Here is a 22,202-nt window from a genome sequence, read left to right on the forward strand (position 1 = left end):
CTTGGATATTTACATCAGGTTTTCATCTGCAAAACTATAATACGCAGATTCAGTAATGATAAGATGATCTAAAACGGAAATATCCAAACTCTGAGCCGCTCGCTTCAATTTTTGAGTAATGTCTTTATCTGCCTGACTGGGTTTTAAAGTTCCTGAGGGGTGATTATGACATAATATTAAGGCAACAGCTCCAACTTCTAAAGCCGTTTTGAGCACTAAACGAACATCGACCAAAGTACCAGTAATTCCTCCTTTACTCAGTTGATTTTTCTGAATGACTTTATTTGAATTATTAAGATATAAAATCCAAAATTCTTCATGAGGTAATTCTCCAAGAACAGGCTGCATAAGATCAAAAACAGCACTACTTGATGTGATTTTATCTAACTGTCGTACGTCTTCTAATCGTCGTCGTCTTCCCAGTTCCAAAGCGGCAGTAATAGTGATAGCTTTCGCTTCACCAATGCCTTTAAATTCCATTAATTGGCTTAATGTTAATTTCCCTAAGGCGTTCAAATTATTATCTACGCTTGCATAAATACGTTTACAAAGTGCCACGGCACTTTCCTCCCTATTGCCAGAACCTATTAAAATGGCTATAAGCTCAGCGTCACTAAGGGCTGACTTCCCTTTGTCTCTAAGCTTTTCTCGAGGCTGATCATCCTGTGACCAGTTCTTAATGGAAAATGAACTTGCTTTTTCTGACATGAAATGAAAATAAAAAATTGTAAATTTCGAATAGCAACATGCTGATTTTAAATGAAATCTAATCAAAATTTATGAATATCTGAAAGGATTTCAATCTCACACCTATGACCTATCCCCCTCAACATCATCAAGATAATAATATTAACCATATGATCGACGTCATAAAAACTTACCCTCTCGCTACGGTTATTTCAGTAAAAGATAATCAACCATTTATTACCCATTTACCTTTAATTTATGAAGACAATAAACTAATTGGCCATATTGACATTACTAATCCGCAAGCAGAATTACTTAAAGATAATAAGGAGGTCACTCTTATTTTTTCAGGCCCAGATTGTTATATCTCTCCAAGTATTTATACAACGGAGCAGCTTCCTACTTGGAACTATATCAAAGTTCACCTCAAAGGAACTGTGAAGGCTAATAATAATGAAAATGACTTGAAGCAGTCCCTAATAAACATGACAGAATATCTTGAAGCTCCAAATCATAAATTCATTTTGAAAGCAGAGCATCCACGATTAGACAAAAATCTTTCTTATATTGAGATGTTCGAAATAACAATCAACCATTGGGAAGGCAAATTCAAACTCTCACAAGACAAACAGCCTCAAGACATTGAAGCCGCACGAATGGAATTGATTAGAGCCAACCAAAAAAGTATTAGAGATTTTTTAAAAACCATATTTTAAATTCAACCATTATGAAACATTTACTCACATTATTTCTTATTCCATTTTTTTTACTAAGCTATTTTAATCAGAAAGAAAACATTGTTGGGAAATGGATAGGTGACGACCAAAATGAAGTTGGCTATGTCATATTTGATGCTGACGGATACGCTGCATTTGAAATCAACGGAAAAGTTTTAGGAGGAAAAGAATTCACAATGAATGGTAAAAAAGGAAAGATGACTTATACCATTAACCACGACACAACTCCAATTGAAATCGATTTTACGCTTACAAAAACTGAATCTGGCGAAACAAAACATATTCTTGGAATTGCCGAATTTACAGGAAAAAATATTATGAAGTTTAATATGTCATTTGATGCTGAAAGACCCTCAGAGTTTAATGAAAATTCAATAATTCTGAAACGCGTCAACTAAATTCATCAACTTCAAATGATCGGATATTTTATTTGATACATTAAAAAAAAATAAACCACCTTTGTTCTCTAAAATAAAGGTGGTTTTTCTATTAAAAGAATAAACCCTCCTCTCAAACACAAAATATTAAATGTCAATTACACTACTATCGTCACCTTTACAAGGTTTTACTGATTTCCGTTTTAGAAATGCCTTTAATAAATACTTCGGTGGAATTGATACATTTTATGCGCCATACATTAGGTTTAATAATAAGTTAATCATTAAAAACTCCTATAAAACAGACTTATTACCAGAAAATAATACAGGTCTCGAACTGATTCCACAAATCATGACCAATGATGCCGAAGAGTTTTTATTTGTTGTAGATTATATTCAGCAATTAGGTTATAAAGAATTGAATTGGAATCTCGGTTGTCCTTATCCAATGGTTACCAAACGCGGAATGGGCTCTGGACTTATTTGCGAACCAGAAAAAATAAATCATATATTAGAGCGTGTTCATAATGAAACTGACATTACTGTGTCCATGAAAATGCGAATGGGTTATGATCACCCTGAAGAAATTCTCGATACCTTTCCTATTTTAGATCGTTATCCGCTTAAAAACATTGCAATTCATGCCCGAATTGGCAAGCAACTCTATAAAGGAGGCGTGAACCTTGATGCCTTTGAACGTTGTATAGATAGCACTAAACATAAATTATACTACAACGGAGATATTACTAGTGTAGCAAAATTTAAAGAGATGCAAGAGCGATTTCCAAACATTGACCACTTTATGATTGGCAGAGGTCTTATTGCCGATCCATTTTTACCAAGCATGATTAAAAACAACACCTCAGAGTATCCGAAAAACAGATGGGAGATGTTTTCAGAGTTTCACGATACTATTTACAAACAGTACGATGATGCCTTATCTGGGCCAACGCCTATAAAAATGAAAATGCAAGGCTTTTGGGAATACTTTTCGCAATCTTTTTCTAATCCTCAAAAAACTTTCAAGAAAATTAAAAAGGCTAATAACCCAAAAGCTTACCAACAAGCTGTTGCCGAGATTTTAAAGAACGGTTAATATTTGATATTCTTTCTAAGATTTCAATTCCTGCTCGACTTCTACAACTTTTCAAAACAATTCTAAGCCTTTTCACAAAGATCTTCTTTGATGCGGTTTACTATCTGCAATAATTTAACTATGCCTAGTGAAACTCTTTTAAAACTTAATGATTTAATATATTTGTCTTCCTATCTAATAGAATAAATTATGCAAAACAATAAAACACTGAACTATATAAAAGAGGTATTAGAAAACATGCCTGCTGATTGGTTAAATCTAACAACGCATCGCTTAGATATTTACAATGAAGATTTGGCCAAATCACAATTTTTATTTCAATTCGACCTCTTATATAGAGCCAGCAATTCGGATGCATCACTACTTAGTGAGTTACCAACGGCTTACGATTATATTCGATTAGGTCATCCATTATCTTGTATATTAGAGTGGACCATTGCTAAACTACATGACTTAGAGGCTAATCAGGTGATAAGCTTTTCATCACAGACTGCTCCCCTTTTAGCTATTCTAAGAACAAACCTGTTAGAAAAGAAAAACACTCAAATCCTGTATACAGGAAAACTTCCGAAGGGTTTTGATGCCGAGATTATCAAACTTGTATACGGTTATAATTTCGAATTAAAACAGGTTGAAAACGCCAAAGAAGCATCGTCCTTTGAAGGTAGTACCGTGTTTATTTCTGAACATGACAAAATCGAAACCATCAAACGATCTAGAAAAATAGATTTCTATATTAATCTTCATGCAGAACTTGGCAGTGTTTTAATTGTTAATGGCGAAAAAAATGAACATTATATTTCGGACATTCAGCATGTAAGACGAAGAGAAACGATTGCCATGACACCTGCTAATTGTCTTGTTGCACTAAAATCTCTTACTGAAGGTACTTCTTTCAATATTCCTAAGCACAATATATCATCAGACAAGAATCTCGTAACTGATTCACTTAAGAAAATTACGAATACGAATTTAAAACCTTTAGTGGCATCAAGCGGATTATCTATGCAATATGCCATTATGATGGGATTAATTCATGATGCTTTAGAAAATCATAAAGGAAAAGATATTAAATTTATTGTTCCACCTAATTGTTACGGAGGAACAAATGATCAAGCGCGACGCGTTGCTGCGTGTATTGATAATGTTGAAATTGTTGACTTACCTGTAGATGGTGATAATGATATGGTTCAAAGCATTGACACCATTTTGGCCAAAATTGCAAAAGAAGATGCCATTCCATATATCATTGCGGAAATCCCAACTAACCCGAGAGTCGAAGTTCCGAATCTTGAAGACTTAAAAAATGTATTATGTGAAGTACGTGAAACTGATTCAGGAGAAAAAGCAATAGATCCGGTATTTATATTAGATCAAACCTTTTGTCCAAATGTTCTCTTTTTAGGTGAAGGAGATATCCTTTCAACCATGAGAACGATTTCTTATGCGAGTGGATCTAAATTTCCAAGTGGTGGAAAATGTACAGCCGGTTATTGTGCAGGAAATCAAAAGACTCAGGCCTTGATGGATAAAATAGAATTGCATTTAAATCTTTGTGATAATGAAGCAACGGCACTTCAATATGAAATTTTAGCAAAGCAACTTCCATCTATGAATCAAAGAATAGCTGATGCATATAAAAACACAAGGGAGTTTGTTAACTTTATTCACGATGTACTGCCAGATGCGAAAATCAATTTTGTTTCTGAAGAATTAGCAGAACAAGGTTTTACGCCTTCTGTATTTTCGCTAGATCTTCCTACTAAAGGCGATACTGCTGAAGAAAAAGAAGCTTATAAGAGAGAATTGAATCATAAATTAATCCATTTAATGATTACTGAAATTCCGAATGAAAGTAAATATTGTGTAAGCTACGGACAGCTAAAAGGTTGTTATTGGACTATTCCGGCGACTTCTACACAGGGTACAACTAAGGAAGGCGATAAAGATTATATCGCTAGAGTTTCCTTATCTCCTGATTTAGATCTGGAACTTCATAAAAAAGTTTTTTCAGACTTTGTTGAAAGTATATAGTTAAAGGTTTATCCTTTGTTGATGGGAAAAACCTCAACAGATTAACATAACAAATCGGGTGATTTTCTAACGAAAATCACCCGATTTGACATTTATAATAAAACCAACACAAACGGTGTTGACTAGCAAAACTTGGTGTTAAAGGATTTTATCTAATCAACCCTTTTACCTCATCAAAATCTAAACCACCATAATTACCAGAACTCATGAGTAATAATGACTTGTTTTCAAATTTTTGAGAGAACAAGAAGTTTTTAAAATCATCAGGATTTGTATAGATAATTAGGTCGTCACGTTCAAAAGCCTTAGCGATTTGCTCCTTACTCACTTCCTCAAGTTTTTTGATTTCTACAGCATGAGGTGAGTAAAACACAACAGCAACATCTGCAGCATCTAAGGCACCTTTATACTCTTTAAGGAATTCAGCATTAAGACTGCTATATGTGTGCAACTCTAAACAAGCCACTAAAGTTCGGTCACTATACTGTTCTTTTACTGCTTTTGTAGTAGCTTCAACCTTACTTGGGGAATGTGCAAAATCTTTATAAGCTACAGACGACTTCGATTCTGCAATCTTTTCTAATCGTTTACTCGCGCCTTTAAATGTAGAAATCGCTTCATAGAAATCATCTTCATCGATTCCCATATGCTGACATATCCACTTTGCTCCAGCCAAGTTATTTAGGTTATGTGCGCCAAAAACTTCAATTGGCATTGGTCCTTCTGGAGTTTCTAATAAAGTCTCTCCATTTTCAACCGTATATTCTGGCGTTTGATAAGGCAACTTTCTAATTTGATTTTCGGATGCCTCAACAATACGCTTTACTTCCTCATCTTCTTCATTATAATTTATACTTCCTCCAGTTACAATGGAATCTACAAAAATGCTAAACTGCTCTACATAATTTTCATAGGTTGGAAACACATTGATATGATCCCAAGCAATCCCACTTAATAAGGCAATATTAGGTTTGTATAAATGAAATTTTGGTCGTCGGTCTATTGGAGAGCTCAAATACTCATCTCCTTCAAGCACAATAAAATCGTTCTCTTCTGTGAGTTTTACCATCACATCAAAACCTTCAAGCTGTGCGCCCACCATATAATCTACATCACGATCGTGATAATGCATTACGTGTAAAATCATGGATGTAATAGTCGTTTTTCCATGACTACCTCCAATTACCACACGAGTTTTATGCTTAGACTGCTCGTACAGAAACTCAGGATAACTATAAATTTTTAAGCCAAGTTCTTGAGCTTTTAATAATTCGGGATTATCTGCTTTAGCATGCATTCCTAAAACAATAGCATCCAAATTTGAGGTGATTTTCTCTGGATACCAGCCAAAGCTTTCTGGCAGTAAACCTTTAGCTTCTAATCGAGATTTGGATGGATCAAAAATAGTGTCGTCACTTCCTGTAACCTTATATCCTTTATTGTGAAGTGCTATAGCCAAATTGTGCATCGCTGCACCACCAATAGCAATAAAATGTACGTTCATAGTATCCTTAAATAAGTGCGTAAAAATACTATAAGTTTTTTGAACTGAGAAGAACAAGGAGGGTTTCTAAATGCTTGTCTAAACCGTATAGAAACCTTTTAACTCTCTATCAAAAGCCATAACTAAAGTTGAATTCTTCGAGTCTTCTTTTAGTAGCGATATAACCCAACCTGTGAATTAAATCGAGTTTTTAAATGTTTGAAACACTTCGACCTTAGGTAGACCAGCAATCGCTTTGTCTATCCATTTCAAGGCTTTTTCGGTATTATTCTTATGCTTATAAATCTGAGCTAATCGATAATAAGCCCATTCTTTAGGAACGCCATCTTTTGCTGAATGATTAAACAAATAAGCTTTCAAACATTTCTCGCCTTTCTCTAGCTGCACATTATAATCGGCACTAACTTTTCCTATTTGATAATGCATAGCGTTTCGCTGAAGTTTATGATATCCTTCTTCGAGATTACTTATAGCTTTATCAGGTTGGTTCTGCCCTTCGTAGAAATTTGTTAATTTATCAAAGCAAGTTATCGAACCTCCTACTTTTACTGCGAGTTTATAATATTTTTCGGCCAATTTTGGCTCATTATCGTATTCATAGACATAACCTTTTGCCAAGTAGCCATCAACTTTTGAGAGTTGTTCTAATTCTTCCGCATAATCCAATGCTTTTGACGTGCTTCCTCCTATAATTCCAGGTAGGGAAATATATAATTCCACTAATGCCCAGCGTGTATCGATATGTTTCGGGTCTAATTCCGCCGCCTTCAAAAATGCAGCCTTAACATCACCAATAATCCCAAACGCTTTAATTTTACTAATACTCAAAGCTTTCATACCTAAAGCGCCACCATATTTATAGTGATAATTGGCATTAGCCGGCATTTTTTTAACCAACAATTGATATTGTTGTATAGCTGCATCCCACTTTTTTTGATGACCATAAGCATCACCTAATAATTCGATTGCTTTCATATCGTTTGGGTTGGATTTCAAAAACCCAATCATTTCTTGTTGTGCTTTATCAAATTGTTTTTCTGCTATAAACAGTTCAGCATTGGCTTTGGGTCCTTGTGCGAAACAGATAGTTGACATTAACAAAACAAATAATAATCTAAGCATAATAAAGTGCGACTTTTCACGAAAATACAATTTAATAACACTTTAGGTCACTCACAAATTGATTAACTTCACTCATCGAAACTGATCTTTCACTCATTGAGACTGTTTTTGGAATAGCTTTTGAAGGTATCTTGTAGAAAAAATCATATAATTTTAAATATTAATTATATGCCACCTTCAAAAAAATAAAGACATACCTATGAAAAATTATATACCTCTCTTTATGCTTATTTGCTTCGCTTCCTTTTCACAAGCTCAAAACGATTTTGAAAATCAATGGAAAAAAGTCACCAAACTTGAAGATCAAGGCTTAACGAAAAGTGCTTCTGATCTTGTAGAAACTATTTACGCCACAGCGACCAAAGCGGGAAACCAAACCCATCGTATAAAAGCCTTATTGCATATAAGTAAGTATATGCAGACGCTGGAGGAAGATGCGCAACTCAAAATAGTTAATCGTTTTAAATCGGAAATAGACACGACTAAAGATCTGGTAACAAAACATCTTTTAGAAAATATGTTAGCCACAATGTATTGGCAGTATTTTCAACAAAGCCGTTATCAGTTCTACAACAGAACAAAAACTTCAGAAAAAGTTAGTGATGATTTTAGAGCATGGGATTTAGAAACCATTTTTAATGAAATTCATAAGTATTATCAATGTTCCCTTACTGATGACGTTTTACTTCAACAAGAACCTTTAGAAAAGTACAGTTTGCTTTTACATGAAGCACAAAACTCCAAAGACTATCGTCCTACACTATTTGATTTATTAAGTCATAATGCGCTTAGTTTTTATAAAACAGATGAAAACAGTATTACGCAACCATCATATAAGTTTACGATTGATAATGAAGAACTGATAGGTGATGCAGAAGTTTTCATAGCTACAAATTTAGATTCAGAAGACACGTTTTCCCTTCAGCTAAATGCTCTAAAGATTTACAAAAATTTACTAAAATTTCACAAAAGCGAAAAAGCAACTTTAGCCTTTGTAGAAGTTGATATAAAGCGTTTAAATTTCGTTGCTCAACATGCTACCTTTTCAAATAAAGACGAGTTACTTCTCAAGACTTTAAAATCGAAATCCGATGAATTAAGTACTTCAGAATTATCTGCATTGTATAATTATGAAATCGCTTCACTTTTAAAAAAACAAGGTGATTTATACACTAGTAATACCGATCGCGAATCTAATACTGAAAGCCGTTGGAAACTAAAGGAAGCCGCGAAAATTTGCAGTTCTACAATTGCTAAATTTCCAAATAGTATTGGCGCAAAAAAATGTGAAGCTTTAATACAACAAATCAACTTACCTTTTTTACGAATTCAAGCGGAAGAGTTTATTGGCATTAACTCACCTTCCAAAGTTTTGGTAAACTATAAAAACTTAGAGCAACTAGATTTCAAAATTTATAAAGTGACTGCTCAGCAATTAAAAAAATATAATGAGACTTATCGTGTAGATGACAAAGCAGCATTTTTTAAAAATTTAAATCCTATAGAGACGTTTTCGAGGTCATTAAAGACAAAAGGCGACTTCCAAACACATAGTACAGAAATTGTGATTCCAAATCTTGCCAATGGACTCTATTTAATTAAAGCAGAAACTAATTCTAATGTTTTTGTGGCCACACATCTACAAGTAACCGATATGGCGATTGTAGAAAGTGTTGAAGATGCTACCTATTACTACCAGCTTATTAATAGACATAATGGCTCACCTATTGTTGGTGCTGAGGCAGAGTTAACTTATTCTTTAAATAGAACAAATAAGAAACAGACGAAAACATTTATAAGTGATCGTTTTGGAAAGTTTGAATTAAAAAAAGACAAGAATTATTATAGACAGGTTGAAATAAAAATTAATTCAAAGGAAGACACCGCTTATTTTGGTGATTATTATTTGAATCCAAAATATGAGAAGAGTGAAAATAATGACACTAAACACAAAAACTTCTTATTTACAGATCGAAGCATTTATAGACCTGGCCAAACTGTTTATTTCAAAGGTATCGCCACACAATCTAGAGATGGAAAGACCGAAGTATTCTCTAAACGAGCTGCAAAAATAAGATTGAAAAATGTTAATGGTGAAGTTGTTAGCGAACTCTTATTAGAAACAAATGAATTTGGATCCGTTCAAGGTGAGTTTATTTTACCTAATGACGGATTAACGGGATCTTATCATATTGACATGTTTTCTGGCACTTATGCCCATGCTTATTTTTCGGTTGAGGAATATAAGCGTCCAAAATTCAAACCAGAATTTCAACCTATTTCTGAAGCCTTTAAGGTTAATGATAGTGTTACTGTAAAAGGAACAGCGATGGCCTTTGCTGGTAGTCCTATTACAGATGCCAACGTGGTTTATCGAGTGAAACGAAATATTAGATTTCCTGGATGGTTTTATTGGAGACGTCCATATTATGTTCATGAGGCTCAAGAAATCACATTTGGAGAAACAAAAACGAATGCTCAGGGCGAATTTGAGGTCACTTTTAAAGCGATTCCAGATGAAACCGTATCTAAAGACAACCTTCCGATTTTCAACTATGAAATCACGGCAGACATTACTGATATTAATGGAGAAACAAGATCTACCTCCACGATCGTAAATGTTGGCTACCATTCAATGACACTGCATATTGATGCACCTCAACAAATCGATAAAAACCAAAAGGAATTAGATTTTAATATCATTTCAAAAAATTTAAATGGTGAAACTGTACCGTCAACAGGAACCTTAAAAATCTACAAACTCAAGTCACCAGATCATGTTTTAAGAACAAGACCATGGCAAGCACCAGACTACCAAATGCTTTCAAAAGAGGAATTTAAAAAACTCTTTCCTCATGAGCCTTATCAAAATGAAAACCAAATGACGAATTGGGAGAAAGGCGATATGGTATTTAATACCGATTTTAATACTGAAGAATCTAAAACCCTTACTTTAAAACGTCTTCAAAAATGGGATTCAGGTCAATATATCATTATCGCTGAGAGCAAAGATAGATTCGGTCAAACCGTAAAAGATGAAATTTTTACCGCCTTATCTTCTGATAATGATAAAGAAGTTGCCGACCAAAAATTGTTTGAAGCTCAGCTTGACAAATCGAGTTACGAAGTCGATTCCATGGCTAAACTCACTTTAGGTTCTGCTGCTGAAAACATTACAGTTACTGTTGAAATTGAAAAAGACAGTAAAATTATTATGACACAATTAGTACAGCTTAACAATTCTAAAAAAACAATCACGATTCCGGTTTTAAAAAGTGATTTAGGAGGTTTTGTCGTTCATACAACATTTGCCGCTTTTAATGAGTTTGTGTCTCGTAGTTTTAGAGTTAATGTGCCATATCCTAAAACAGATTTGGACATCGAAACAAAAACATTTCGTGATAAACTACTGCCAGGACAAGATGAAACTTGGAGTTTCAAAATAAAAGGTCCAAATGGTGATAAAGTTACAGCTGAGTTATTAGCGAGTATGTACGATGCTTCTTTAGATGAGTTCGTTCCACATAATTGGAGTTTTAATCCAATTCAAACACCAGAGTATTTTAGTCAAATTCATAAAAACTCAAGACAGAGTTTTGGCACCACTGAATTTAGATTATTTAACCAGTTTTATACGGTTGGATCTGTGCCTGACCAAGGTCGTGATGCCTTGAATTGGTTTGGGTTTTATTTCGGTAATAATCGATATTTAATAAGAGGTTATGCCTCTATGAAATCAATGGCTGCACCCGAAGCTGATATCTTAGTGGTTGAAGATTCTGCTGAATTGGAAGAGTCTGTAGTTGTTGGCAATGGTTTTGAAAATAAAGAAGCTTCAAACAGCATCAACGAATTACCTAATATAAAAACAGAATTAGATAACATCCAAATAAGGAAAAACCTAAACGAAACCGCATTCTTCTTTCCACAATTACAAACCGACAAAGAAGGCAATGTAAGTTTCAACTTCAAAGCACCAGAAGCTTTAACCAAATGGAAATTACAACTTTTGGCACACACCAAATCTTTGGAAAGTGCCATAACACAAATTGAAACCGTGACTCAAAAAGAGTTGATGGTAATGCCAAATGCACCTCGCTTTTTAAGAGAAGGTGATAAAATTACTATAAGTTCTAAAATTGCAAATCTTAGTGACAAACAATTAACTGGCGTTGCCCATTTAATTTTAACGGATGCTGTAACCGGAAAGGATATTAATTCGGAGCTTTCAAATTCCAACAACGCCTCTAGTTTTGTCGTTGATGCAAAAGGCAATACCCAAGTCTCTTGGAGTTTAGATATTCCTGAAGGTATTCAAGCCGTTCAGTACAAAGTTGTAGCTAAAGCTGGTGATTTTAGTGATGGCGAACAAAACGCTTTACCTGTGCTGAGTAATCGAATGATGGTAACGGAAACACTTCCAATGTGGATTCGATCTAATCAAACTAAAACTTTCACTTTAGATAAGTTGAAGAACCAAACCTCGACTACACTTAGCCATCATAAGTTGACTTTAGAAATGACGTCGAATCCTGCGTGGTATGCCGTACAAGCTCTGCCATATTTAATGGAATATCCTTATGATTGTAACGAACAGACTTTTTCGAGATATTTTGCCAATGCATTAGCCCAACATATTGTAAAATCGAACCCAAAGATTGAAGCCGTTTTTAACCAATGGAAATCAACAGATGCTTTATTAAGTAATTTAGAAAAGAATCAAGAATTGAAATCTCTATTGATTCAAGAAACACCTTGGTTGCGAGATGCGCAATCTGAAACAGAGCAGAAAAAACGAATTGCCTTATTATTCGATCTTAATAAAATGAATAATGAACTGCAATTGGCACTTCGAAAACTCAAGAACAATCAATACAGCTCTGGAGCTTGGCCTTGGTTTAATGGTGGACCAGACAATCGATTTATCACTCAACAAATTGTTGCTGGATTTGGACACCTCAAGAAACTAAATGTCATTCAGAATGGTAGCGAAGAATCTCTTATCAAAAACGCATTACAATATTTAGATGCCCAATTTATAAAGGAATACAAGGACATTAGAAAGTACAATAAAGATGTTGATCTCAGCAAAGATCATTTATCGCATATGCAATTACATTATTTATATACTCGAAGCTTTTATCCTGAACATAAGACTAGCGCAGAAGTCCAAAAAATTATGGCTTATTACCAAGATCAAATTAAAAAGTATTGGTTAAGTCAATCGTTGTATGCTAAGGGATTAATGACCTTAACCATGAACAGAATAGGCGATTCTAAAACCGCAGGACAAATTCTAAAGTCTTTAAATGAAAATAGTATTACCTCAGAAGAATTAGGAATGTACTGGAAAGATAATACGAGCTCATGGTATTGGTACCAAGCGCCAATAGAAACTCAAGCTTTAATGATTGAAGCCTTTTCGGAAGTTGGAAATAGTATACAGAGTGAAACAAAGAATCTTGAAAGTATAGATAATCTAAAAATCTGGTTATTAAAAAATAAACAGACCAATAATTGGAAAACAACTAAAGCAACGACTGAAGCAGTTTATGCCTTATTGTTACAAGGCAGTGATTGGTTAAGTGTAACTGATCAAGTTGATGTAACGGTTGGTACGGAGAAGATTTCACCTTCAACATTAGAAAACGTAAAAGTTGAAGCCGGAACAGGATATTACAAAACATCTTGGACAGGTCCTGAAATTAAACCAGAACAAGCCGATGTGACGATCACTAAAAAAGGAAAAGGTATTGCATGGGGAGCCCTATACTGGCAATATTTTGAAGATTTGGATAAAATTACTTCAGCAGAAACGCCTTTAAAATTAAGCAAGAAACTATTCTTAAAAACGAATACAGAGAAAGGTGAAGAGATTTCAGAAATTACATCAGAAACACAATTAAAGGTTGGTGATTTAATTAGGGTTCGAATAGAGTTAAGATCGGATCGCAATATGGAGTTTGTTCATTTAAAAGATATGCGAGCTTCAGGATTAGAACCTGTTAATGTATTATCGCAATATAAATGGCAAGATGGTTTAGGCTATTATGAAAGCACCAAAGATGCGGCGACCAATTTCTTTATGGACTATTTACCAAAAGGTGTTTTCGTATTTGAATACGATTTACGTGTGAATAATGCTGGCGACATGAGTAATGGCATTAGCACCATCCAAAGTATGTATGCTCCAGAATTTAGTAGCCATAGTGAAGGTGTTCGAATTTTTGTAAAGTAGATTTCTAAATTATATAAGTCCTACAAGGTTCTTTTTATCTTGTAGGATTATTATTTCTAATTTCATTTTCATAAAATTAATTTTTCACAACGCTAATCTTCTTTAAATCCTTTAAATGTTTAACTTTAACCACTTAAATATGTCCTTGTGTATCAATTAAAAAACCCATTATTTACTATATTAATTTTTATTCTATCAGCATCTATGCTAGTGTTTTCTTGTGCTTCAAAACAAGAAACGACTACAAAAGAAGAGATGATTATAAAATCTGATCCAAAGTTGCTTTTCTTAAACTATCAAATGCAGAAATTAAATGATAAGACCAATATTACCCTTATCAATCAAATCACGACAGATGGTAAACTAAAGGATAAAACAAAAACTCAAGTTAGTACAACTGTTGGTGATTTAGAATGTTTAGTTTTAGATGAACGCTTAATACAGCTAGAAAGACATACTATTAAAAACCCATTAAAGAAGATTGTAGAGTTTATAAATGACGCAGGAGAATTAGAAAAGAGACAACTCAATTTAGACAGTGCACAATTCTCATTGAAATTACAGCTTCATCCGAAAGCTCGATATATTATTATAAATGAAATTACAGAAACCAATCCTATAAAACACATATCAACTAAAATAGAATAAGCATGAAAAGAACATTACTTTTATTACTTCTTATTTATAATTTTCAATTGGCTTTTTCACAAAGTTTCGAAGTTCAAGCTATAAAAACTTCAGGTGATAACGATAAGCGAATTAACCTAGTGATTTTAAGCGAAGGGTATCAAGAAAGTGAAATGACCAAGTTTCATACTGACGCTACCAATTTGATGAACGACATGTTTAGTCAAGAGCCGTTTTCTAATTATGAAAGTTATTTTAATGTTTATATAATTAAGGTACCGTCTGAGGAAAGTGGTGCCACTCACCCTGGAACTGCTAGTGATGAACCAACAAACCCAGCCGTTCCTACCTTATTGAATGTCAACAATTATTTTGGAACAACTTATGACGGGTTTAATATTCACAGATTACTTTACACAGAAAACGTGGGGTTATTGAATACGGTTTTAGCCAATAATTTCCCTGAATTCGACCAAGCTCTTGTATTGGTAAATTCACCTTATTACGGTGGAAGTGGTGGTGACATTCCAATTGCCTCAACTGGAACAGATGCCGATGAAATTGTTATTCATGAAATAGGTCATTCTTTTTCTGATTTAAAAGACGAATATTACCCAGGTGATATTCTTGCTGAAGAAGCCATAAATATGACGCAAGAAACTGATCCAACATTGGTAAGGTGGAAGAACTGGATGGGGCAAAATGGTATTGGAATATTCCCTTACGCTTCTACCGGAACTGCGGCAACTTGGTATAGACCTCATCAAGCCTGTAAAATGCGCTACTTAGACTATGATTTCTGCTCAGTGTGTAAAGAAGGCATTATAGAAAAGATACATAGCTTAGTTTCTTCAGTTGATTCGTATTCTCCATCAGAAGCCACTATTAGTGATGCTGAATTTCCATTAGATTTTCAATTGAACGTTATTGAAACACTGCCAACAAATACTGTTGAAGCGATGTGGACTTTAAATGGAAATAATTTCGATGCAGATAACTTTATAGCGACTCTTGAAGAAAGTGACTTAAATGAAGCGGTTAATACCTTAACAGCGGTTGTTCACGATAATTCTCCATTAATTAATGTCGATAATCATGAAACTATTCACGTATCTACAGTAACATGGACCATAGATAACACATTAGGAGTTCAAGATGTCATTGCAAACGATTATAGCTTAACTATATATCCAAATCCATCAAGCACTTTCGTAAATATCAAATTAGAAAATAATCTAAATAAGGATATGAGAGTTGATATTATAAGTCTAGACGGAAAAATGGTAAAATCGGTTAGTCTTCAAAATAATCAGGATACACAGGTAGACATAAGCAACTTAATTGAAGGTGTTTACATTACTAACTTCTATGCTGAAGGCATTCTTATTTCTAGTAAAAAGTTGATAAAAAACTAAGTGAAATCTGAATATCACAAAGTTGTAAAACAAAAAGAGGTTTCATATTGAAACCTCTTTTTTATTGATTTAAATCGTTACTACTTACTTGGTGGCGTTGTAGGTCGCACCTCAATTTTACTTGGTAACGTTCTTGGATTCATCTTTAATAAATCAACAACAAGTTCCCCTATATCTTCAATCTGTATTTTCCATGCGCCTTTTTCACTTGGTTCATTTCCATTGAAATGAGTAGAAACAGATCCTGGCATTATAGTACTCACTTTTATTCCATGCTGCCTTAAGTCTAACATTACAGCTTGTGTAAATCCAGTAACACCAAATTTACTTGCATTATACGCAGAACCTCCCGCAAAGAAATTTGTACCAGCTAAACTTGATATGGTAATATAATAGCCTTTCGATTTTTTTAATTCATCTACACTTGCTTTAATAGAATTAAACACTCCCGTGAGGTTAGTATCTATGACATCATTCCATTGTTCTACTGTAATATCCTCAATACTACCAAAATGACCTAAGCCCGCGTTGGCTAAAACTAAATCTAACTTACCAAATTTATCTATTGCTTGTTTTACTGCAGCTTCTTGAGATTGTAGTTGCCTCACATCGGCTTCTACTCCAATAACAGCATCAGAAGTATTCGTTTTAATCGCTAATTCTTTAGCTACGTCTTCCGCAGATTGTTTATTCCTACTTGTTATAACAACCTTCAATCCTTGGTTGAGCAAAGCTTCTGCCACACCATAACCTATTCCTTTAGTACCTCCGGTAATCAGAGCTACTTTTCCTTTTAAGTCTTTCATACTTTGTCCTATTTGTTTTAATCAAATGTAAAAAACAACACTAGAAAGCCGAATTTTAAACTGTTATGAAAATGATAAAATTATGGCTTTACTTTAGGTGGATATTTAGCCAATACTTTCTCTACTAAATCTTGAAAATGAGCGTCCCTCTGTTCTGGATTGGCGTTCGACTTAAAACTGCTTTCGGCTATAGCTTGCCAAAACATTCCAGTTTTCCGTTCATCTACAAACTCTATCACTATTTCACGTGATTGTTTATTAACACCTACAGGAATTCCTACTGAGACACCTCCACCAACGCGTCTTCCGGTTCCTCCAACACCAATTCCAAAATTACTATTGGTTCGTTGTCGCACTTCCTGACTTTGTATATCAATATAAAAATCAGGATTATCCGTTCGAGATAGCCCCATAGTCTTTAGTTGTTCATCCATGGATCTAATTAAGCGTTTTGTATCTAATTCGCTTAATCCTGTTTTCATATCACCAAAATAATTATAGGTTCTATAATCCTTAAAGTTGGTTGACTTTTCGTAATCGTAATGCACAATACTTCCACATGAGGTAAAAAGTATGGCTATAATTAAGAGCTTTAATATCTTCATCATTTTTTATTCTAAAGGTATTAAAATTTTCGTGGAAGACGTAATTAGGCTTGGTCTTCCTCTAAAGGCTCAACAGCTTTTGTCAATGAGGAGGAAATAATTCCTGTTGGGATAGCAACAATACCTAATCCGATGATTAATATAAAAAAAGTAAAGATTCTACCTCCCATAGTAATTGGATAAACATCACCATAACCTACTGTAGTAAGTGTTACTATAGACCACCAAAGGCTATCGAATATAGAGGAAAAATGTTCGGGTTGCGCTTCGTTTTCAAAGTAGAATATACCCACTGCCGCAAAATAGATGAGCATTAATGTAATCACCATAAACAGAATAATCTGCTCTTTGGCCATCATCATGGCGTTACCGAAGTGACGTAAGGCTTTATTATATCGAACTAATTTGAAAAGCCTAAACAATCGGAACATTCGCAACATTCGCAGTGAGCGTAAGTCGATACCAAAGGACAAATAAAATGGAAGAATCGCTAAAAAATCGATAATTCCGAAAAAACTAAAAATAAATTTGGGTTTACTATCAGCTACATAAATTCGAGCTAAATATTCAAAAGTGAATATGATAACACAAAACGTTTCAATAGAGTTTAAAATGACTCTGGTTTGCGGCTTAAGATTCGGTAAAGTTTCAATTGAAAAGGTTACTACTGAAAGTATAATTAATAACTGAATGACTATAGCAAATGTCTTACTTCGCTTAGAACTATTAAGCTCAACAAGATTTTTTAAATCTGCTTTCATACAAAAAACTAATCCTTATACATTTAACATTTTCCAGAGCTTGTCTTTCAATTCTGTTAAACCTTGTTGTGCAACAGAAGAAATAAACATATAATCCGTCTCTAAATTTTTGTCTAAAATAGCGGCAACTTCTGTTTTTAGCTCGTCATCTAACATATCAGATTTTGAAATCACAACAAAACGTTCCTTATCTAACATTTCAGGATTGTAACGTCTGAGTTCGTCTACAAGAATTTCATATTGTTCAATATGATCATTAGCATCTGCAGGAATCAGAAACAGTAGAATTGAGTTTCGTTCAATATGTCTTAAGAAATAATATCCTAATCCCTTTCCTTCTGCTGCTCCTTCAATAATACCAGGGATATCCGCCATTACAAAAGACTGGAAATCACGATACTCTACAATACCTAAATTGGGTTTCAGAGTTGTAAACTCATAATCTGCAATTTTAGGTTTCGCAGAAGTTAAGACCGATAATAATGTCGATTTTCCAGCGTTAGGAAAACCTACTAATCCAACGTCTGCTAATACTTTAAGTTCTAAAGTAATATCCTTTTCCTCTTGTGGAATTCCAGGTTGTGCGTAACGAGGTGTTTGATTTACTGAATTTTTAAAATGCCAGTTTCCACGGCCTCCCATTCCTCCTTCAACTACAATTCTTTCTTCACCATCTTCAGTGATTTCAAACAAGATATCATTTGTCTCCGAATCGCGAACAACAGTTCCTAATGGTACTTCTACATAAACATCTTCACCATCAGCTCCCGTGCTTCTACCTCTACTTCCATGAGCACCATGTCCGGCTTTCATGTGTCGCTGAAACTTTAAGTGAACAAGCGTCCATAAGTTAGAGTTCCCACGAATTATCACATGACCTCCACGACCACCATCTCCTCCATCAGGCCCTCCTTTTTGTATATATTTTTCGCGATGTAAATGCGCAGAGCCTTTCCCCCCGTTTCCAGAAGCGACGTGCATCTTTACGTAATCAACAAAATTTCCTTCAGTCATGTTCACTTCCCATCTCAATGGGAATTGTATTAGTTAAAATCTTAATTCTTTATTCTATTATTCAAAAACGATTTAATCTATTTCGATTAATGGTCTTTAATTATAGATTATCAATCACTTTGCTTAAACGCTCAGTGATTTCTTCAATACTACCTACTCCATCAACACCAAAATATTTATCTTGATCCATGTAGTAGTTCTTTAGTACTGCTGTTTTCTTATAATATAGAGAAATTCGGTTTCTAATAATGCTTTCATCGGCATCATCTGTTCTTCCACTCGTTTTTCCTCTTTCAAGTAAACGATTTACCAAAACCTCATCATCAACTTCTAAAGCTACCATCGCATCGATTTGAGAATCTTTACTTTCCATTAATACATCTAAAGCTTTCGCTTGAGCATTTGTTCTCGGAAAGCCATCAAAAATAAAACCTTTAGCACCGGCATTCTTTTCAACCTCTTTACTCAACATATCAATAGTGACTTGATCAGGAACTAATTCGCCTTTGTCCATATAAGATTTAGCCAACATACCTAATGCAGTTTCATTTTTGATATTGAATCTAAAAACGTCGCCGGTAGAGATATGGATTAAATCGTATTTTTCTTTTAGAAAGTTAGCTTGTGTTCCTTTGCCTGCTCCAGGAGGACCAAATAGCACTAAGTTTGTCATGTGTTGTGTAGTTTTTAATTGATAGACGTTTGGCAAATCTCTTCCTAATCCGTTATAGTCTAAGCCATAGCCAACGATAAACTTATCCGGAATTTCCATGCCAACATAATGAAGTTTAAAATCTTTCTTATAGGCTTCAGGTTTAAAAAACAAAGTAGCAATGAGTAATTGCTTTACATTCTCATTTTTAAAAATACGATGAACCTCTGCTAAGGTATTTCCTGAATCTATAATATCTTCTAAAATAACAACCGTTCTTCCCGTTAAGTCTTGGGTTAAACCAATTAATCGTTGAATATCTTCAGTTGATTTCACACCTTCATAAGAGGCTAATTTAATAAAGGTCACCTCACATGGTTTTGGATATTTTTTTACAAAATCACTCACCAACATAAAGGAACCATTTAGTATACCAATAAATACAGGCACCTCGTCTCCTAAATCTTCAGCAATGCCATCTACCATCTTTTGAACGGCAGTATCTATTTCTTCCTCAGATATAAAGGGTTTAAAGTATAAATCGTGAAGCTTAATCACTTTCTTTTTATTTTAGAAATGCAAAGATACATATTTGATTGAGGTTTGAGGGTTTTTTGATTTAGGAATTTAGAATTATATAGTAGAATTAGCGTATTTTTGCTATTGAAAAGCAGATTTTTAATCCCAAAAGTTTCCGAATGTATTCTCGAGAAATCCAGACGCTTTCGAAAACTTTCCTTTAAATTATAAGTATTTCCACCTTCGTGGGACATTAATATGAACTATTTTTCTTCAAATTTTAAACTCGGCATTCTAGGCGGTGGCCAACTTGGCAAAATGATGTTATACGACACGCGTAAATTTGATATTTACACCTGTGTATTAGATCCAAGTCCAGATGCGCCTTCAAGATTAGCCTGCGACGAATTCTATGTTGGCGACTTATTAGACTATCAAACTGTAGTGGACTTTGGTAAAAACGTAGATGTTTTAACTATTGAAATAGAAAACGTTAATGTAGATGCCTTAGAAACATTAGAAAAACAAGGCGTCAAAGTTTTTCCATCCTCAAAAACGCTAAGAACCATTCAAAATAAATCTACTCAGAAATTATTTTATCGCGATCATAATATCCCAACTGCAGACTTTTCTAGATTTGCTTACACATCTGAAATTGATGAAGCGGTAGATAACGGAGGGTTAAATTACCCATTTGTATGGAAAAGCGCTCGTTTTGGATACGATGGGACTGGAGTAAAAGTAGTTCGAAGTATTTCAGACTTAACAGATTTGCCGAATGTAGAATGTATTACAGAGAAATTAATTCCTTTTAAAAATGAATTAGCTGTAATTGTAGCAAGAAATGAAAAAGGTGAACTCAAAACCTATCCTGTAGTGGAAATGGAATTTCACCCTGAAGCTAATCAAGTAGAATATGTCATTTGTCCTGCAAGAATCCCTGACGATATCGCTAAAAAAGCGGAAGCTGTTGCTTTGAAAACAGCGGCTGCATTTAAACATGTAGGTTTATTAGCTGTTGAAATGTTTCAAACCGAAAACGATGAAATCCTCGTAAACGAGGTAGCTCCAAGACCTCATAATTCAGGTCACTACAGTATTGAAGCAAGCTACACCTCACAATTCGAGCAGCAAATAAGATGCATTTTAGGACTACCTCTTGGTAATACTGAAAGTAAAGTTGCCGGAGTTATGGTAAATCTTGTTGGTGCCGAAGGCTATACAGGAGATGTGATTTACAAAAACATTGATACCATACTTGCAATGGATGGAGTAACACCGCATATCTACGGTAAAAAACAAACTAGACCATTCCGAAAAATGGGACATGTTACTATTGTGAATAAAGATTTAGAACAAGCTAGAAGGATAGCTCAAGAGGTCAAAGAATCTATTGAGGTTATCAGCACAATTAATAATAATGACACAAATTCTAAATGCAATAATTAGAATTTTAAGATAAAAATAAATTTAATGAAAAAAGTAGCAGTAATAATGGGAAGTAAAAGCGATTTGCCAGTAATGCAAGACGCTATTGATATCTTAAAAGAATTTAATATTGAAGTAGAAGTCGATATTGTTTCTGCACATAGAACTCCCGAAAAATTATTTGATTACGGAAAAAACGCTCATAATAGAGACATAAAAGTTATAATTGCAGGTGCAGGAGGAGCAGCACATTTGCCAGGAATGATTGCCTCTCTTTCTCCTCTACCCGTTATTGGTGTACCTGTAAAAAGCAGTAACTCAATAGATGGTTGGGATTCTGTCTTATCAATTCTTCAAATGCCAGGCGGCGTTCCTGTGGCAACCGTCGCACTTAACGGCGCCAAAAATGCCGGAATTTTAGCAGCTCAAATATTAGGTAGTTCAGATGCCTCCATTTTAGAACAAATTATGGATTATAAAGAAGGCCTTAAAAGTAAGGTGATAGACTCAGCCAAAACCCTATAATAAAAAAGCCTCAACTTACGTCGAGGCTTTTCAGCTATTAATCAATTCCTAGAAG

17 protein-coding genes are annotated in these 22,202 nt (G+C 34.3%); 9 read left to right on the forward strand and 8 right to left on the reverse strand.

Going from position 1 to position 22,202, the window contains the following annotated elements:
* Positions 1 to 9: 9 nt before the first annotated feature.
* Entirely contained in the window at positions 10 to 708 is a 699-nt protein-coding gene (gene radC, locus DFQ11_RS11395) for a RadC family protein (protein ID WP_110476009.1), read from the reverse strand.
* Between the two features lie 104 nt (positions 709 to 812).
* Here radC and DFQ11_RS11400 point away from each other — a divergent pair, with 104 nt between their 5' ends.
* The 4 genes from DFQ11_RS11400 (at position 813) to DFQ11_RS15175 (ending at position 4,931) form a co-directional block, all read left to right on the forward strand.
* Positions 813 to 1,403 carry an FMN-binding negative transcriptional regulator gene (locus DFQ11_RS11400; protein ID WP_110476010.1) on the forward strand — a complete coding sequence of 197 codons (591 nt, stop codon included), beginning with the start codon at positions 813 to 815 and terminating at the stop codon, positions 1,401 to 1,403.
* 11 nt (positions 1,404 to 1,414) lie between these two features.
* Positions 1,415 to 1,822, forward strand: coding sequence for a hypothetical protein (locus tag DFQ11_RS11405; protein WP_110476011.1), 408 nt, complete (start codon positions 1,415 to 1,417; stop codon positions 1,820 to 1,822).
* 130 nt (positions 1,823 to 1,952) lie between these two features.
* On the forward strand, positions 1,953 to 2,897 hold the full coding sequence (locus DFQ11_RS11410; RefSeq protein ID WP_110476012.1) for a tRNA dihydrouridine synthase: 945 nt from the start codon (positions 1,953 to 1,955) through the stop codon (positions 2,895 to 2,897).
* 189 nt (positions 2,898 to 3,086) lie between these two features.
* A complete protein-coding gene (locus tag DFQ11_RS15175; RefSeq protein WP_158525001.1) occupies positions 3,087 to 4,931 on the forward strand; it encodes a PLP-dependent aminotransferase family protein in 1,845 nt (614 codons plus the stop codon).
* Positions 4,932 to 5,079: 148 nt separating this feature from the next.
* On the opposite strand, the gene DFQ11_RS11420 is transcribed toward DFQ11_RS15175, so the two are convergent.
* Entirely contained in the window at positions 5,080 to 6,435 is a 1,356-nt protein-coding gene (locus tag DFQ11_RS11420; RefSeq protein WP_110476013.1) for a UDP-N-acetylmuramate--L-alanine ligase, read from the reverse strand.
* A gap of 177 nt (positions 6,436 to 6,612) precedes the next feature.
* Entirely contained in the window at positions 6,613 to 7,530 is a 918-nt protein-coding gene (locus DFQ11_RS11425; protein ID WP_229791288.1) for a tetratricopeptide repeat protein, read from the reverse strand.
* Positions 7,531 to 7,756: 226 nt separating this feature from the next.
* On the opposite strand from DFQ11_RS11425, the gene DFQ11_RS11430 reads away from it, so the two are divergent.
* From DFQ11_RS11430 to DFQ11_RS11440, 3 genes are all read left to right on the forward strand, one after another.
* Positions 7,757 to 13,795, forward strand: a complete 6,039-nt coding sequence (locus DFQ11_RS11430) for an alpha-2-macroglobulin family protein (RefSeq protein WP_110476015.1) — start codon at positions 7,757 to 7,759, stop codon at positions 13,793 to 13,795.
* Positions 13,796 to 13,942: 147 nt separating this feature from the next.
* The gene (locus DFQ11_RS11435) at positions 13,943 to 14,443 is read left to right on the forward strand and encodes a hypothetical protein (RefSeq protein ID WP_146221533.1); all 501 of its coding nucleotides are present in this window, start codon (positions 13,943 to 13,945) and stop codon (positions 14,441 to 14,443) included.
* 2 nt (positions 14,444 to 14,445) lie between these two features.
* Positions 14,446 to 15,837, forward strand: coding sequence for a T9SS type A sorting domain-containing protein (locus tag DFQ11_RS11440; protein WP_110476017.1), 1,392 nt, complete (start codon positions 14,446 to 14,448; stop codon positions 15,835 to 15,837).
* Between the two features lie 80 nt (positions 15,838 to 15,917).
* Here the strand turns inward: DFQ11_RS11440 and DFQ11_RS11445 are convergent, their stop codons facing one another.
* The 5 genes from DFQ11_RS11445 to DFQ11_RS11465 all read right to left on the reverse strand — a co-directional run bounded on the left by DFQ11_RS11445 (position 15,918) and on the right by DFQ11_RS11465 (position 20,233).
* The gene (locus DFQ11_RS11445) at positions 15,918 to 16,643 is read right to left on the reverse strand and encodes an SDR family oxidoreductase (RefSeq protein ID WP_110476018.1); all 726 of its coding nucleotides are present in this window, start codon (positions 16,641 to 16,643) and stop codon (positions 15,918 to 15,920) included.
* A gap of 80 nt (positions 16,644 to 16,723) precedes the next feature.
* A complete protein-coding gene (locus DFQ11_RS11450) occupies positions 16,724 to 17,251 on the reverse strand; it encodes a DUF4136 domain-containing protein (RefSeq protein ID WP_229791287.1) in 528 nt (175 codons plus the stop codon).
* Between the two features lie 41 nt (positions 17,252 to 17,292).
* The gene (locus tag DFQ11_RS11455) at positions 17,293 to 18,009 is read right to left on the reverse strand and encodes an ion transporter (RefSeq protein ID WP_110476020.1); all 717 of its coding nucleotides are present in this window, start codon (positions 18,007 to 18,009) and stop codon (positions 17,293 to 17,295) included.
* A gap of 15 nt (positions 18,010 to 18,024) precedes the next feature.
* Positions 18,025 to 19,023 (reverse strand): GTPase ObgE, encoded by a 999-nt coding sequence (gene obgE, locus DFQ11_RS11460; protein ID WP_110476021.1) that lies wholly within the window; start codon positions 19,021 to 19,023, stop codon positions 18,025 to 18,027.
* A 100-nt stretch (positions 19,024 to 19,123) separates the two neighbouring features.
* Positions 19,124 to 20,233, reverse strand: a complete 1,110-nt coding sequence (locus DFQ11_RS11465; protein ID WP_110476022.1) for an adenylate kinase — start codon at positions 20,231 to 20,233, stop codon at positions 19,124 to 19,126.
* A gap of 219 nt (positions 20,234 to 20,452) precedes the next feature.
* Between DFQ11_RS11465 and DFQ11_RS11475 the strand changes: the two genes are divergently transcribed.
* Both DFQ11_RS11475 and purE read left to right on the forward strand, forming a co-directional pair.
* Positions 20,453 to 21,643, forward strand: coding sequence for a 5-(carboxyamino)imidazole ribonucleotide synthase (locus DFQ11_RS11475; protein WP_110476024.1), 1,191 nt, complete (start codon positions 20,453 to 20,455; stop codon positions 21,641 to 21,643).
* Between the two features lie 24 nt (positions 21,644 to 21,667).
* Positions 21,668 to 22,147, forward strand: coding sequence for a 5-(carboxyamino)imidazole ribonucleotide mutase (gene purE / locus DFQ11_RS11480; protein WP_110476025.1), 480 nt, complete (start codon positions 21,668 to 21,670; stop codon positions 22,145 to 22,147).
* Positions 22,148 to 22,202: the final 55 nt, after the last annotated feature.

The sequence above is a fragment of the Winogradskyella epiphytica genome, from assembly GCF_003217215.1.
GTDB classification, from domain to species: Bacteria; Bacteroidota; Bacteroidia; order Flavobacteriales; family Flavobacteriaceae; genus Winogradskyella; species Winogradskyella epiphytica.